The organism is Phycisphaerales bacterium, from assembly GCA_016699835.1.
In the GTDB taxonomy this organism is placed as follows: Bacteria; Planctomycetota; Phycisphaerae; order Phycisphaerales; family UBA1924.
Window position 1 is genome coordinate 2173543 of the sequence record CP064987.1, and the last position, 13679, is coordinate 2187221.

General features: G+C 66.3%; 12 protein-coding genes and 1 tRNA gene. 9 read left to right on the forward strand and 4 right to left on the reverse strand.

Annotated features, from left to right (window positions below; all coding sequences use genetic code 11):
- Window positions 1–14 precede the first annotated feature (14 nt).
- The 3 genes from IPK69_09015 to IPK69_09025 all read left to right on the forward strand — a co-directional run bounded on the left by IPK69_09015 (window position 15) and on the right by IPK69_09025 (window position 2170).
- Window positions 15–800: a Fic family protein gene (locus tag IPK69_09015; GenBank protein QQS08138.1), complete on the forward strand. Its 786-nt coding sequence runs from the start codon at window positions 15–17 to the stop codon at window positions 798–800.
- 94 nt (window positions 801–894) lie between these two features.
- Window positions 895–2010, forward strand: a complete 1116-nt coding sequence (gene waaF, locus IPK69_09020; protein QQS08139.1) for a lipopolysaccharide heptosyltransferase II — start codon at window positions 895–897, stop codon at window positions 2008–2010.
- Between the two features lie 85 nt (window positions 2011–2095).
- Window positions 2096–2170: transfer RNA gene (locus tag IPK69_09025), tRNA-Ala, on the forward strand.
- A 72-nt stretch (window positions 2171–2242) separates the two neighbouring features.
- Here IPK69_09025 and ppk1 read toward each other — a convergent pair.
- On the reverse strand, window positions 2243–4411 hold the full coding sequence (ppk1, locus tag IPK69_09030; GenBank protein QQS08140.1) for a polyphosphate kinase 1: 2169 nt from the start codon (window positions 4409–4411) through the stop codon (window positions 2243–2245).
- A 22-nt stretch (window positions 4412–4433) separates the two neighbouring features.
- On the reverse strand, window positions 4434–4817 hold the full coding sequence (locus tag IPK69_09035) for a 6-carboxytetrahydropterin synthase (GenBank protein ID QQS08141.1): 384 nt from the start codon (window positions 4815–4817) through the stop codon (window positions 4434–4436).
- An 84-nt stretch (window positions 4818–4901) separates the two neighbouring features.
- Here IPK69_09035 and IPK69_09040 point away from each other — a divergent pair, with 84 nt between their 5' ends.
- Entirely contained in the window at window positions 4902–6377 is a 1476-nt protein-coding gene (locus tag IPK69_09040) for a phosphoglucosamine mutase (protein QQS08142.1), read from the forward strand.
- 53 nt (window positions 6378–6430) lie between these two features.
- A complete protein-coding gene (locus IPK69_09045; GenBank protein ID QQS08143.1) occupies window positions 6431–6817 on the forward strand; it encodes a hypothetical protein in 387 nt (128 codons plus the stop codon).
- A gap of 20 nt (window positions 6818–6837) precedes the next feature.
- On the opposite strand, the gene IPK69_09050 is transcribed toward IPK69_09045, so the two are convergent.
- Window positions 6838–7125: a hypothetical protein gene (locus IPK69_09050; protein ID QQS08144.1), complete on the reverse strand. Its 288-nt coding sequence runs from the start codon at window positions 7123–7125 to the stop codon at window positions 6838–6840.
- Between the two features lie 131 nt (window positions 7126–7256).
- On the reverse strand, window positions 7257–7811 hold the full coding sequence (locus tag IPK69_09055; GenBank protein ID QQS08145.1) for an HAD-IIIA family hydrolase: 555 nt from the start codon (window positions 7809–7811) through the stop codon (window positions 7257–7259).
- Window positions 7812–7894: 83 nt separating this feature from the next.
- Between IPK69_09055 and IPK69_09060 the strand changes: the two genes are divergently transcribed.
- From IPK69_09060 to IPK69_09075, 4 genes are all read left to right on the forward strand, one after another.
- Window positions 7895–8557, forward strand: coding sequence for a DUF4230 domain-containing protein (locus IPK69_09060; protein QQS08146.1), 663 nt, complete (start codon window positions 7895–7897; stop codon window positions 8555–8557).
- Entirely contained in the window at window positions 8554–9687 is a 1134-nt protein-coding gene (locus tag IPK69_09065; protein ID QQS08147.1) for a hypothetical protein, read from the forward strand. The genes IPK69_09060 and IPK69_09065 overlap by 4 nt, the downstream gene beginning before the upstream one ends.
- Window positions 9688–10110: 423 nt before the next feature.
- Window positions 10111–12114 carry a type IV pilus assembly protein PilM gene (pilM, locus tag IPK69_09070; protein QQS08148.1) on the forward strand — a complete coding sequence of 668 codons (2004 nt, stop codon included), beginning with the start codon at window positions 10111–10113 and terminating at the stop codon, window positions 12112–12114.
- A 17-nt stretch (window positions 12115–12131) separates the two neighbouring features.
- A complete protein-coding gene (locus IPK69_09075; protein ID QQS08149.1) occupies window positions 12132–13646 on the forward strand; it encodes a hypothetical protein in 1515 nt (504 codons plus the stop codon).
- Window positions 13647–13679 lie beyond the last annotated feature (33 nt).

Below are 13679 nucleotides of genomic sequence, written 5' to 3' on the forward strand. Positions count from 1 at the left end.
TCGTGAACGTGTCCATGAGTTTGCCCCAACCCCTGCTCGCGTTCGAGGCCGAGGCCAAAACCTTGGCCGCCGAACTCGCACGGATTGACGCGGCGTTCGCGCGATTCCGCTCCGCCCGTGACTCTGGCCACATCCTCCCCAACTCGGTTGAGGCCATTCGAGTCGAACTCACCTACCACTCCAACGCCATCGAGGGGAGCACGCTCTCCCTCCGAGAGACCCAACTCGTCCTCGAAGGCCACGCCCCGCCCGGCGGCAAGTCCCTCCGTGAGATCTACGAGGCACGCAACCACGATCGCGCCCTCACCCTGATCGAGTCCTGGGCGCAGGCATGGCCAATCGAGAGGTCGCTCACCGAGGACGATCTCTTGCAACTGCACGCTCAGGTGCTCGCCGACATCGATCCGAGATCCGCCGGCCGACTCCGGACCGATCGCGTGCTCATCAAGGGCTCCCGCTTCATCCCGCCCGGTTCGCACACTTTTTCCACGCTCGTTCCAGCACTTCTCGAGCGTGCCAATCGGCCAGGCTCTCACCCTGCACTCCAAGCCGCAGAACTCCACTACAACCTCGTCGCCGTCCACCCTTTCGCCGATGGCAACGGCCGGACCGCGAGGCTTCTCATGAACCTCCACCTCCTTCGCCAGGGCTTTCCGCACACCATCATCGAGGTCGATCGGCGTGCCCAGTATCTCTCGGCACTCGAAGACGCCAACGCCGGCAACGCCGAGCCATTCGCCCGATTCATCGCCGACTGCGTCGACCGTTCCATCGAGCGCCTCGTCGGCAACGATGACTGATCCGGCCCATCTCCCAGGGTCGTATCGCAACCAACGCAATGCTACCAGCGCCATTCACAGCCGATTCCAGCCTCACCCGCTACCCTCACCAATCGTGTCGGCCAACACCCCTCTCCGCCTGCTCGTCGTCCTCCCCACCTGGGTCGGCGATGTGTGCATGGCGACGCCCACGCTCCGACTCCTCCGCGAGCGATACAAAGGCTCGTTCCTCGGCGTGCTCGCCCGCCCCGGCTCGGAATCGCTCATCGATAACGCCGGCCTCTTCGACGAGGTCCACGTCGCCAAGCCCGAGGGCGTCATGGGCCCCAAACGCCTCGCCCAGATGCTCCGCCCGCGCCGGTACGACACGGCCCTCCTCCTCCCCAACTCCTTCTCCACCGCGCTCATCGCCCGCATCGCCGGCATCCCCAACCGCATCGGCTACGAGCGCGACGCGAGATCCTTTCTGCTCACGCGCACCGTCAAGGTCCCGCGCACGCCCGATGGCCGCTGGCTCCCCGTCTCGCTCCATGACTACCACTACAACCTTGTCGCGCGCACGCTCTTCGCCGCGCCGAACACGCCCCTCCCCGATCCCAATCGCGTGATCCCGCTCCCCGCCGGGCGATTCCTGGAACTCACCATCGACGACGCCGAGCGCGAGGCCGGCCGCGCCGTGATCGCTCGCGCCGGACTCTCCGACGCCGATGACTTCGCCATGCTCACCCCCGGCGCGAACAACGACGCCAAGCACTGGCCGGTCGACCGCTTCGCCGCCCTCGCGCGGCATCTCGTCGATCGCCACGCGCTCCCCGTGCTCGTCAACGGCGCGCCACGCGAGAGCGACCTCGCGAACGAACTCGTCCGCCGCGCCGATCGTCCCGGTCGAGTCATCGCCCTCCCCGCGCTCGGGCTCGACATGCACTCGCTCAAGGCCCTCATCGCTCGCGCGAGCCTCATGGTGACCAACGACACCGGCCCGCGCCACATGGGCGCCGCCCTAGGCACACCCCTGGTCTCTCTCTTCGGGCCCACCGACTATCGCCTCGCCAGCGTCCCCACGCGTGGCCCGGAGATCGTCCTCAAGGCCGACCCGTCTCTTCCCCTCGAACTCTTCGCCAACGACTTCCCGGACCGTTGCTCCATGGACCGAATCGAGGTCAAGACGGTCCTTGAAGCGGCCGATCAGGTGCTTGGCCGGGTCGCCAGTCGTGCGACGACGCACTCTTGACCCTCTCGCCCGATCCACTACCATTGACGCTCGGCTAATACGCCCAAAGGCGTGGCCGCCACATCCCGAATCGCCCATTCAACCTGGGGGCATAGCTCAGTTTTGGTAGAGCGCTTCCATGGCATGGAAGAGGTCAGGGGTTCGAGTCCCCTTGCCTCCACTTCCCAGGTCCCACGCCCCGCACCATCCGCGGGGCGTGTCCTTTTTTGAGATTTGACTCGGCGTCGCCGGCTCAGCCATACGCCGCGTCGCGCATCAGCGTCTCAAACGTTCCCAGCGACTCAACGCCATTGGGGTCCACGCCCTCACCGATCTCGCGCCGGGCATATGTCCCGTCAGGGCGCATGTCCCACGCGTTGCGACGGTCCGCCAGCATCACCTCGATCGTCCGCGTCAGGCGCTGGCGAGACTCCTTGTCGCTCACCGGCGTCGTGACCTCGACCCGGTTCGACAGGTTGCGGTACATCCAGTCCGCGCTCCCGATGAACCAGTCGCCATCGTTCGGGTCGTCCTGTCCCGCGGCAAAGTGGAAGATCCGCGAGTGCTCGAGGAACCGCCCGATCACCGAGACCACCCTGATGTTCTCGCTCAACCCCGCCACGCCCGGACGGATGCAGCAGAACCCGCGAACGATGAGCGTGATCGAGACCCCCGCCTGGCTCGCCGCGTACAGACGCTCGGCGACCTCGCGGTCCTCCATCGAGTTGATCTTCGCGACAATCCGCGCCGGCCGGCCCCTCTTCGCGTTCTCCATCTCCCGAGCGATGAGCGCGTAGAACCGGTCCCGCATGTTGAAGGGCGCGACCAGCAGCGTCTGGAACTCCTGCCCCGCCGCCAGCCCCGTCAGATAGTTGAACACGTTCACGAGATCCGCCGTGATCTCCGGGTCGCACGTGAGCAACCCAAGATCCGTATACAAAAGCGCCGTCTTGGGGTTGTAGTTCCCCGTGCCCAGGTGGGCGTAGCAGCGCAGCCCGTGCTTCTCGCGACGGACGACCAGGCTCGTCTTGCAGTGGGTCTTGAGCCCGCGCACGCCATACGCCACGTGCACGCCCGCCTTCTCCAACTGTCTCGCGAATCGCACATTCCGGCTCTCGTCGAACCGCGCCCGCAGTTCCACGAGGCACGCGACCTGCTTCCCCGACTCCGCCGCCCGGATCAGCGACTCGATAAACGGCGAGTCGGGGCTCGTGCGATAGAGCGTCTGCTTGATCGTCACGACCTCGGGGTCCGCCGCCGCCGCCGCGATGAATCGCTCGACGCTCGCGTTGAAACTCTCGTACGGGTGATGGAGCAGGATGTCCCCACGCCGGATCGTCGCGAAGATATTCCCCGGCGCTCGATCGAGCGACGGCTCGCTCGCCAGCCGCGGCGGCACCACCGGCTTCCAAGGCGTCGTCTTCAGGTCCGCCCGATCCACGTCCACGATCTCAAGCAGCGCCGAATACTCCGCTTCCGCCGGCTGCTCGTACACGTCCTTCTGGTCCATCCGCAACTTGTCGAGCAGCCACCGCAAAAGCGTCGGCGAGGGGTCTGGCTCGATCTCCAGACGCACGGCCCTCGCGAACTTCCGCTGCTTCAAGTCCTCCTCGATCGACTGCAGCAGATTCAGCGTCTCGAAGTCGTCTTTCTGGATTCCCGCCGACCGCGTCACGCGGAAGTACACGTGCTCCAGGATCTTCATCCCCGGGAACAGGTCACCAAGGTTGTTGCGGATGACATCAAGAAGCAGGATGAACCGGATCGACTTCGATCCGTTGAGCCTCGGCAGCGGGATAAACCGCCGGATTGTCGGCGGGATCTTCAGACGCGCATACTCCCGCGCCGGCTCCTCGCCACCACTCGCGGCTCGCGTCGCCACCACCGCCACATTGTCCGACAGGTTCGACACAAACGGAAACCGGTGCGTCGGATTCACCGCGAGGGGCGTCAATGCCGAGAACACGTTCGCCCGATACCACGAGTCCGCCCAGTTCTTCTCCTCGGGTAAGAGCGCGTCGTACCGAACGATGTGGATGTCGTTCTGCGCGAGCAGAGGCAGGATCTGCTTCTGATAGACCCGCGTTTGCTCGACGTCCAACTCCTGCACCAGTTCACGCACCGCCTGCAACTGCTGCCGGGGCGTCATCCCGTCGGGCCCGACCGCCGTGATCCCCGCGTGCACCTGCCGCTTGAGCAGGCCCACGCGCTTCATGAAGAACTCGTCGAGATTGCTCGTGTAGATCGCGAGGAACTTCAGCCGCTCCAGGATCGGCACGCGATCGTCGCCCGCCTGCGCCAAGACGCGTCGATTGAACTCCAGCCACGACACGTCACGGTTGATGAAACGCGGCTCGGGTTCCGCCGGCACTCCGGCGCTCGTCGCGGCCTGCGGGGATTTGGTCTTGCGAAGCGGGGGCACGTCTCGATTCCGTTTCCAGTTCTCAACGCGCCGGACACCGATATCTCGCGGTGCATCCCGGCGCTTCCGTCACGCTCACCCACGCCACGCGGGCCGCCGGCGCCAGCGACGCGTCCAGCACTGCCGCCAAAGATTCGGCGATGTGCCGAGCCATGTTCTCGGCCGTCGGATTCACGCGCGTGAACGGCTCAATTCCATGGAGATCGGCGTTCCGGAGAGGCAAGATCACCTCATCCAGTACCTCTTCCACCGTGTGAAAATCGCACAGAAGCCCGTCCGAGTCCAGCGTCTCACCCTCGATGCACACCGTCACATGCCAGTTATGCCCGTGCATCGTCTCCCGCTGCCCACCCACCGAAAGGGCGTGGGCCGCACAAAACTCGCGCTCGACCGTCAACTCAAACATGGGCTGGGACTGTAGCGAACGCCGTGCTACGTTCCTGTCTGTTCAGCAATCTCATTCCTCTTCATGTACTGTTCGGAGCGTGTTATGTCCCAGTCCGCACCACTCATGCTCAGTGTCTCCGGCTGTCGCGGGATCGTCGGCCAATCGCTCACGCCCGAGGTCATCGCCCGCTTCGCTGGCGCCTACGCGTCGTGGCTCGTCGAGCGCGCCGCCGGTCGATCCGTCACCATCGTTCTCGGACGTGACGGGCGCGCGGGGAGCCACATGGTTCGTGCCGCCGCCGTCGCCGGAATCACTGGCGCCGGCGTGCGCGTCGTGGATCTCGGCGTCGCAATGACCCCGACCACCGCCGTCATGACCGACTCCTACTCGCGCCAACTCCCCTCGACGCTCGTCGCCGGAATGGTCCTGACCGCGAGCCACAACCCGCAGATGTGGAACGGGCTCAAGTGCCTCCTCGCCGAGGGCGGCCTCCACGGCTCCTCCGCCTGTGCGCCCCCGGCCGAGTTCGCCACCCAGATCATCGAGCGATTCAACGGCGCCAAGCCCAGTGCCGTCGCGTGGGACCGCATCGGCGCGCTCACGGGCGACGCCTCCGGCGCTGATGAGCACGTCGATCGAATGCTCGGCGCCATCGAAGACGCCGGCGTCTGGAAGGACGCCTCAACGCTCGGCATCGGGCTCAAGGTCGCCGTCGATTCCGTCAACTCGTCGGGCGTCACCGGCGCGCGCCAGGCGCTCGAAGCCCTGGGCTGCGAAGAGATCCTCCACCTCGGGAGCGACGAGTCGGGCATCTTCCCTCACCCGCCAGAGCCAACCGAAGAGAACCTCGGCGGCAAGGGCGGCCTGTGCGACGCCGTGCGCGAGGCCTCCTGCCACGTCGGTTTCGCCCAGGATCCCGACGCCGACCGTCTCGCCATCATCGACGAGCGCGGGAAGTACATCGGCGAGGAGCACACGCTGGCGTTGGGCGCGCTCGCGCTCCTCGAGGCCGAGCGTGCCGCAGGACGCAAGACCGCCGACGCCACGCTCGTCACGAACCTCTCCACGAGCCGCATGATCGATGATGTCGCAGCAAAGTTCGGCGCCAGGGTCGTCCGCACGGCCGTCGGCGAGGCCAACGTCGTCGAGGCGATGAAGTCGAAGTCCTCCGTCGCGGGCGGCGAGGGGAACGGCGGCGTGATCTGGCCCCGCGTCGCCTACGTCCGCGATTCCCTCTCCGCCATGGCCCTCACCCTCGCCCTTCTCGCCCGAGAGAAGAAGCCGCTGAGCACCATCGTCGCCTCGATGCCCGCCTACGCCATCGAGAAGCGCAAGGTCGAGATCCGCACGCGTGACGACGCCACCCCCGCCATCGAGCGCATCGCCAAGGCCCACGCCGCCGCCAAGGTTGATCGCCAGGATGGCGTGCGCGTGGACTGGCTCGAACGCCGAGAGTGGCTCCACGTCCGCCCCAGCAACACCGAGCCGATCATGCGCCTCATCGCCGAGGCCCCAACCCAGGCCCGCGCCAAGGCCATCCTCGACGAGGCCGCCTCCCACCTCGCGTCTAGTCGCTGAACCAAACCACGCCCGCTTGGACATCCACCCGCGCCCCTCATAGCGTCTGCACCATGGGACTCCTCGCCTGGCTCTTTGGTGGTGCGCCGCGTGACGATGACGACGTCGCGCCGGACCGCCACGCCCAGGCCGTCATCCTCCGCCTCCGCCTCTCCGACGAGAACCTCGGCACCAAGGCCGAGTTCGATCGCTACGAGCAACTCATGAGCCAGATCGCCAGCGCCCTCGCCGATGACGCGCTCGGCGAGGTCAAGTGCGACGAGGCCGGCGACGGGTTCTACACCATCAACTGCGCCGGCCCCAAGGCCGACGACATGTGGGACGCGATGAAGGACCTCATCGAGAAACAGCCCCTCCCCAAAGGCTCCAAGGCCATCCTCCGCTATGGCCCCATGGGCAGAGCACCCGAGGACGAGATCAACCTCCATTGGGACGGCTAAGCCGAAAGCCGGCTCATCGATCACTCCTCCCGCCCCGGCGCCGGCGTCCCCCACAACGGTCCATCCCGATATTTCTGCTCATACCACCGGTTCGTCGTCCGCCGCAACTCGGCCATGAATCCAAGCCCGCTCAACTTGTCCAACTCCATCGTGATCGTCACGCCGTCCGCCTCGATCCGGATCCCCTGAATCACGACGCCCATGCGCTCGGCGATTCCCCTCGCCGTCGCCTCAACCATCGCCCCCAAGCCCGCTTCATCGAGCGGCGTGCCATGCAGAGCGCGAAGGCGTAGCGTGCACATTTCCATCAGTTCCGTCCTCGTCTCGTGGGGCAGGCGGCCCGCCTGCCCCTACCAACTCTCTACTCATGCCTGTGCTCTACTCATTCTCATGCACAGGAGGGGGGCGTCCCTTCTGTGACTCCTTCTACCACTCCATCTCAGCCAGCCATCACCCGCTCCACCGCCATCGTGAACACATCCCGCTCCGGATCAATCGGCACACGCACCGCACGTTCCGCCGATATTCCCGCCGCGATCGCCGCCTCGATATCCCTCGCCCCATCCCCGATCAGCCACGATCGTTGCAGGTCAAGGTGGTGCTCTCGGCACGCCGCCTGAATCATCCCAGGCCCCGGCTTGCGCCACGAGTGCTCCCCCGCGAACGCCCCCGTCGCGTTGGGATGGAATGGACAGAAATAGAACGCAGTCGGTAACGCCTCTGGCCCCAGCAGGTCCACCACCCTCGTGTTGACCCGCACGACATCCGCGACGCCGCACGCCCCCCGCGCCACGGCCCCCTGGTTCGAGACCACAACCACTACGAACCCGGCCTGTTTCAGGCGGGTAAGTCCCTCGCGAACGCCCGGGAGTAGCCGTACCCGTTCGGGATCAGTGAGGTCGCCCACCTTGCCCGGCGGAAGTGGGGGCTCCAGCGAGTTGCACTCGATGAGCGTGTCATCCCGATCTAGGAAGATGGCAGGCCGAGAGTCCAATGCCGAAGTACCTTGGGTTGGTGCCACGCGTGGCACTTTGGAAGGAGTGTTCGATCAACCGTAGCGGCACAACCAGGAGGGTGATGGGCACGCCGTCGCGCGCGCGGTGGGTCGTGATCGCCACCGCGGGGCTGGTTGTCGCCGGGCTGGCCTGGCAGCAGCACACGCTCGAGCGCGAGGCCACCGCCCGCGCGCGCGTCGACGAGCCGACCGGCGTCACGACCATCGAGGTCGCCCGCGCCATCGCCGCGATGGACCTCGTCACCGTCCGCATCGACACCAGCGTCAGCGTCCAGAGCGAGGACGAGAGTTGGCGCGGCGTCGTGACGGCCCTGGTGAGTTGCCCGGCACGGCTCTCGTATGGCGTCGATCTCTCGTCGATGCGCGCGCAGCAAATCACCCAAAGCCCGGCGAGCGGCGAGTGGATCGTCCGCATCCCGCCCGCCAAACGCCTCGCCACCGAGGTCTACCCGGAACTCGAGGACTCGCTGGTCCGTGTCGGGTGGCTGCGGTTCCGCACGCAGGGCGGCGAGTACCACCTGTCGCGCGCGCGACAGCGGCTCGCGGCCCAGGCCCGCGCCATGCGCCTCACGCCCGACGACGCGAGAATGGTCGAGAATGAGAGCAAGGAGCGCGTCGGCGAACTGGTTCAGAGAATCGTGGGGCCGGCGAGCGTAGTGGTGATCGTGGACGAGCAACTCGCCAGCGGTGGGACGCCGACCGCGGCGGTGGAGGATGGCGCGTGAGGCTGGTGGTGTGGGCCATCTCGGCACGCTGGGCGATTCTGCGCGTCGCCATCGCGGGGTTTCTCCTGTGGGTTTTGGCTGCGGAGACGGGCGCGCGGCTGGCGCGGCTGCAACTGGCGGCGATGCCGGGATTCGACTTCGCGGGCGAGGTCCGCGCCTTGCGAGCGCAGGGACGATTCGGCGAGGCGATCGTCGTCGGCGAGTCGGGGCTGGAGGCGATCGCGAGCGGCGATCTGGGCGAGGATGCGAAGCCAGGTCTCGAGTCGGAGTTGCGCGAGACGCGCGCGCAGCAGTCGAGTTGGCTGCGCAAGGCCAAGGACGTCGGTATCGGCGCGCTCACCGGCACGGGCGACTCGCTCGAGTCGCTCATCGGCGCGGTGGCGACGGATCTCTTCATCGTCGGCGATGTGCGCGATCTGCTGATCCAAGGCTCGAAGCAGGTGATCGATGGCGACTCGGACGAGGTGATCCTGGCGCTCTCGGCGATCGGGGTCGTGACGACGCTCGCGCCGGAGGCGGACTGGGTGCCCAGTGTGCTCAAGGCGGCGCGGAAGACCGGACGGCTGACGGACAAACTCGGCGAGACATTGACGGGACTGGTTCGCGCGCGCAAGAGCGAGAAACTCGCGGCGGTGCTGGGGGATGTCCGCACACTGGGTGAGCGGGCCTCGCCGGGCGGGGCGATGCGACTGCTCAAACGGGCGGAGTCGGCGGAGGATGTGGCGGACCTGGCGCGGTTCGCGGAGAAGCAGCCGATGGGAGCGATGGCGCTGCACCTGGCCGAGAGCGCGGGGGACGACGTGCTCGCGCTGGCACGGCGTGGCGGTGAGGCGCGCCTGGTGGCGAAGGCAACGACGAAAGGGAGGCGGGGTCTGGAGTTTCTGGCGGGGCGGGCGGGACGGGCGATGCTGCGGCCTCATCCGCTGGTGGGGCTGGCGAAGGCGCTCTGGAAAGGGAACGCGTCGAAACTGGTGGCCCGGGCGATCGAGCGGTCGGACGCGTTGGCGTGGTGGATGATCCCGGCGCTGGCGGGATGGATGGTGGTGGAGTTGGGATTGCTGGCGACCAAGGCGAGAGGGCGACCGGCCGCGGCCTCAATCGAGGTCGAGAATCGCTCACGCGCGGCATAGTGCGACGTGCCGATGATCGGCATGAAGTGCGCGGGGCACGACAGGAAATGCGTAAGAGCATTGTTCGCAGTTGTTTGCGGTTGATGGCCGCCGTGGTTTCGTCACGTCGATGTCACGATGGCGGCGGGGCATCGCGAATGGATGAAACTCGGTTTGGGCCGGTCTCGTACGTGGGCAGTGGGCGGCTGGCGTTCTGTCGCGTTTGCGAGCGGATGTTGCGTGCAGAGGGCGATGGGAGCGGTTAGGATTGGCCCCCCCGAGGTGCGCCCGTGATGTGCCGGGGGCGCGTTGTGGTGTAGGGCGCCTGATGGCGCGTGATGCCGAACATTCACCTTCCAAACGGAACGTGACGGACGTGGTTGATCGCGGCGGATGGTGAATGGGCTGGGTGGCCGAGTTGGCGGTCGTTCTTTGGAGCAAGCGATGGCATCGTCGAACGCGTGTTGGGGCATTGAGATCGGGTCGGCGTCGATCAAGGCGCTGAAACTCGAGCGGGTGGACGAGTCTCGTGTGAAGGCGACGGACTTCGGGATCGTGCAGCACCCGAAGGTGCTCTCGACGCCTGGCGTGGATGCGAACGACGTGCTGCGCGTGTCGCTGGGGCAGTTGATCGGCCAGGTGGATTTTGGGAAGACCCCGGTGGCGGTGAGCGTGCCCGGGCACTCGGCGTTCGCGCGATTCACGAAGTTGCCGCCGGTGGAGCCCAAGAAGGTTCCCGAGGTTGTTCGGTTCGAGGCGATGCAGCAGATTCCGTTTCCGTTGGAGGAAGTGGAGTGGGACTATCAGACGTTTGTGTCGCCCGACTCGCCGGACGTGGGCGTGGGGATCTTCGCGATCCGCAAGGACAACGTTCGCGACCGGCTGACTCTGTTGACGGACGTGGGTTTGACGCCGATCGCGATCACGCTGAGCCCGCTCGCGGTGTACAACGCGATGGCGTATGACCTGGAGTTCAACGAGTCGATGCCGGGGACGATCGTCGTGGACGTGGGGACGAGTTCGACGGACATCGTGATCGCCGAGCCCGGGCGGTTGTGGGTGCGGACGTTCCCGATCGGCGGGCACCAGTTCACCGAGAGCCTGGTGAGCCAGTTCAACCTGAGTTATCCGAAGGCGGAGCGGCTGAAGCGCGAGGCGGAGGACACGAAGCACGCTCGGCAGGTCTTCCAGGCGATGCGCCCTGTGTTCACGGATCTCTCCACGGAGATCCAGCGGTCGATCGGGTATTACCAGGCGCTGTACAAGGACAGCAACCTGACGCGGCTCGTGGGCGTGGGATCGACGTTCCGCCTGCCGGGTTTGCGGAAATACTTGCAGCAGCAGTTGGGCGTGGACGTGTTCCGCGTCGAAGAGTTCAAGAAGATCGCGCCGCCGGGGATGGAGGCGGGGCAGGCGCTGGCGCAGGGCCTCCCGGCGACGGATCGATCGGTGGTCTTCCAGGACGCATCGCTGAATCTGGTGACGGCGTATGGGTTGGCGCTGCAGGGGCTGGGAATGAACGCGTGCGGCGGGAACCTCATGCCGCTGCAGGTGTCGCGTGACGCGATGTGGAAGGAGAAGACGCCGATGTTCGTGGGGGCGGCGGCGCTGGCGCTGATTGGAAGCGCGGCGTTCTTTGCCCGGCCGGCGTATGACTATTTCCGCGTGCGCGGGGCGATCACCGATCCGGTCGTGGATCGGGCGATCAACGCGGCGCGGCAGCAGAAGACGGCGGCGGACGAGGCCGGCGTGACGGGCGCGGCGACGGCGGATCTGCGGGCGGCGAATGTGATGGCGCTCTTCGCGGATCGCGAGGTGATCCCGCGGATCGTGGACGACCTTGGCGAGATGTTCGGCGAGGCGAGGCCCAAGGCGGAGCAGCGCAAGGCGTCGCTGGAGTTGTCGAGTTTCACGACGGAGTTCGAGCCTGGGGCGGCGACTGCTGATCCGTCAGGAATGAATCCGATGGCGCCCGCAGCACCTGGCGATGCGAGCGTGCCCATCGAGGCACAAGGTCGAGCGCGGGTGAAGTGCACGCTGACGATCGAGACCACGGCGTCGGAGGCGCAGCGCTTCACGGAGGACACGATTCTGTCGTGGCTGCGTGGGCATGGGACGCGCGACGGTGTGCCGTATCGGATCGTGATCCCGGTAAACGCGGTGACGCGTTCGGGTGAGTCGGGCACGGGTGGTGGAACGAGTCCGCGGGATCGCGGTCCGACGCCGACGGGGTTGAGTGGAGGTGGGGGTGGTTTCACGGGTGGTGGCGGCGGTCTCACGCCGCCTTCCGGTCGGGGCGGGCTTGATGGCGGAGCGGCGAACCAGTCGCTCGACGCGATGGCGCCTTTGCCGGATGTGGAGGCGAGATCGGGAACGGTGACGCGGTTCACGCTGACGTGGTACGCGGTGCTCAACGAGGCGAAGGCGACGGACGGGGGTGCGATGTGAAACCGATTCTCCAGTGGATGAAGAAGAACATCATCGCGGTGATCTGCGTGGTGGTGATTGTGGTGTCGCTCCCGGTGTCGTGGTTCTTCGCGAGCGGATGGAACACGAAGATCCGGGAGGCTCGGCAGAAGGCCGTGGATGAAAAGGCACGTGCCGTGGATGGGGCGAGGGTGAAGTATGCGGCGGCGGTGCCGATGCCCGGGGCGGCACCGATCGAGATGAATGAAGCACCCAACGACCGGCTGACGGCGGCGTTTGTGTCGCTGAAGACTCGACTGAAGGACGAGAGCGAGCGGGTCTTCAAGGACGGCGAGGCGTTCAACAAGGGCGAGGGCGAGTGGGCGAGTCGTGTGGGAAGGACGCCGCATGTCGCCTTTGTGCCTTCGTTGTTTCCCGGACCGATGGACGCGGCCCTCGAGGACCAGTTGAAGAAATCGCTTGGCGAGGAGACGTTCAACCAGATGAACGCCCAGACCAGATCCACGAAGATCGAGGAGATGCGCCGTCTGCAACAGGGCGACGCGCTCCGTCAGATGGAGGACGCGCTCGTCGGGAAGAACGGCAAGGCGGACCCGTTCGTCACGTTGCTGTCGATGGTGAACGCGGGTCAGGTGCCCGAGGCGGTGCAGGTGGAGCAGGCCGTGCGGTCGTTCCACGATCGTCGCAAGGCCGAGATCGCGCCGGGACGGGCGCTCACGTCGGCCGAGGAGGCGGACCTTCGCAAGGAGTGCGGTGAGTTCCGATTGGGGCAGTACCAGTCGCGGGCGTCGTCGATCTCGGTGTATGCCGAGGACAGCGCGTTCCTGTCCGGTGGTGGCGAGCAGGGTGCGGAGTTGTTGCGGCGGCGACTGACGGCGGACTTTCTCACGAAGAACGCACCGTTCCAGAACTCGGGCGAGTTCTTTGTGGCGCAGTGGGACTACTGGATCGTTCGCGACATGCTCGCGGCGATCCGGCTGGCGAACACGGACGCGAATGGGAGGCCGACGAGCGTCTTGAACTCGACGGTGAAGAAGATAGAGAAGATCAATGTGAGTGCTGTGGCCGGGCTGGATGCGGGCGGGGTGATTGACCCGTTCGGGAACTCGTTCGGCAATCCAATGGGGCATCCGGGAGAGAGTCTTCCCGGGATGAACGGCATGGATCCGAACTCCGGGGGCGGGGGCACGCCGGTGGGCCCGAGCGCGATGGTTCCTCGGGACCCGATGACGCTCACGGGGCGCTCGGGGAGCGCGGCAAACGACCACTACGACGTGCGTGTCGCGACGCTGACGGCGATCGTGTCTTCGGAGCGATTGTCACGCCTGATCGATGCGATCGAGCGTGTGAACTTCAACACGGTGCTAAGTGTGAACCTCGAAGCGGTGAACACGGGTCAGGAGTTGGGGTCGGGGTATGTGTTTGGGAATGACCACGTCGTGCGGGCGACGATCCGCGTGGAGACGGTGTGGCTGCGATCGTGGGTGGAGCCGATGATGCCGTCGCGCGTGCGCAGGGCGTTCATGGTTTCTGAAGTGATGCCGCAGGGCTGAATGGATCGCATGTGAGTTCGGGTTGGGAGGGGA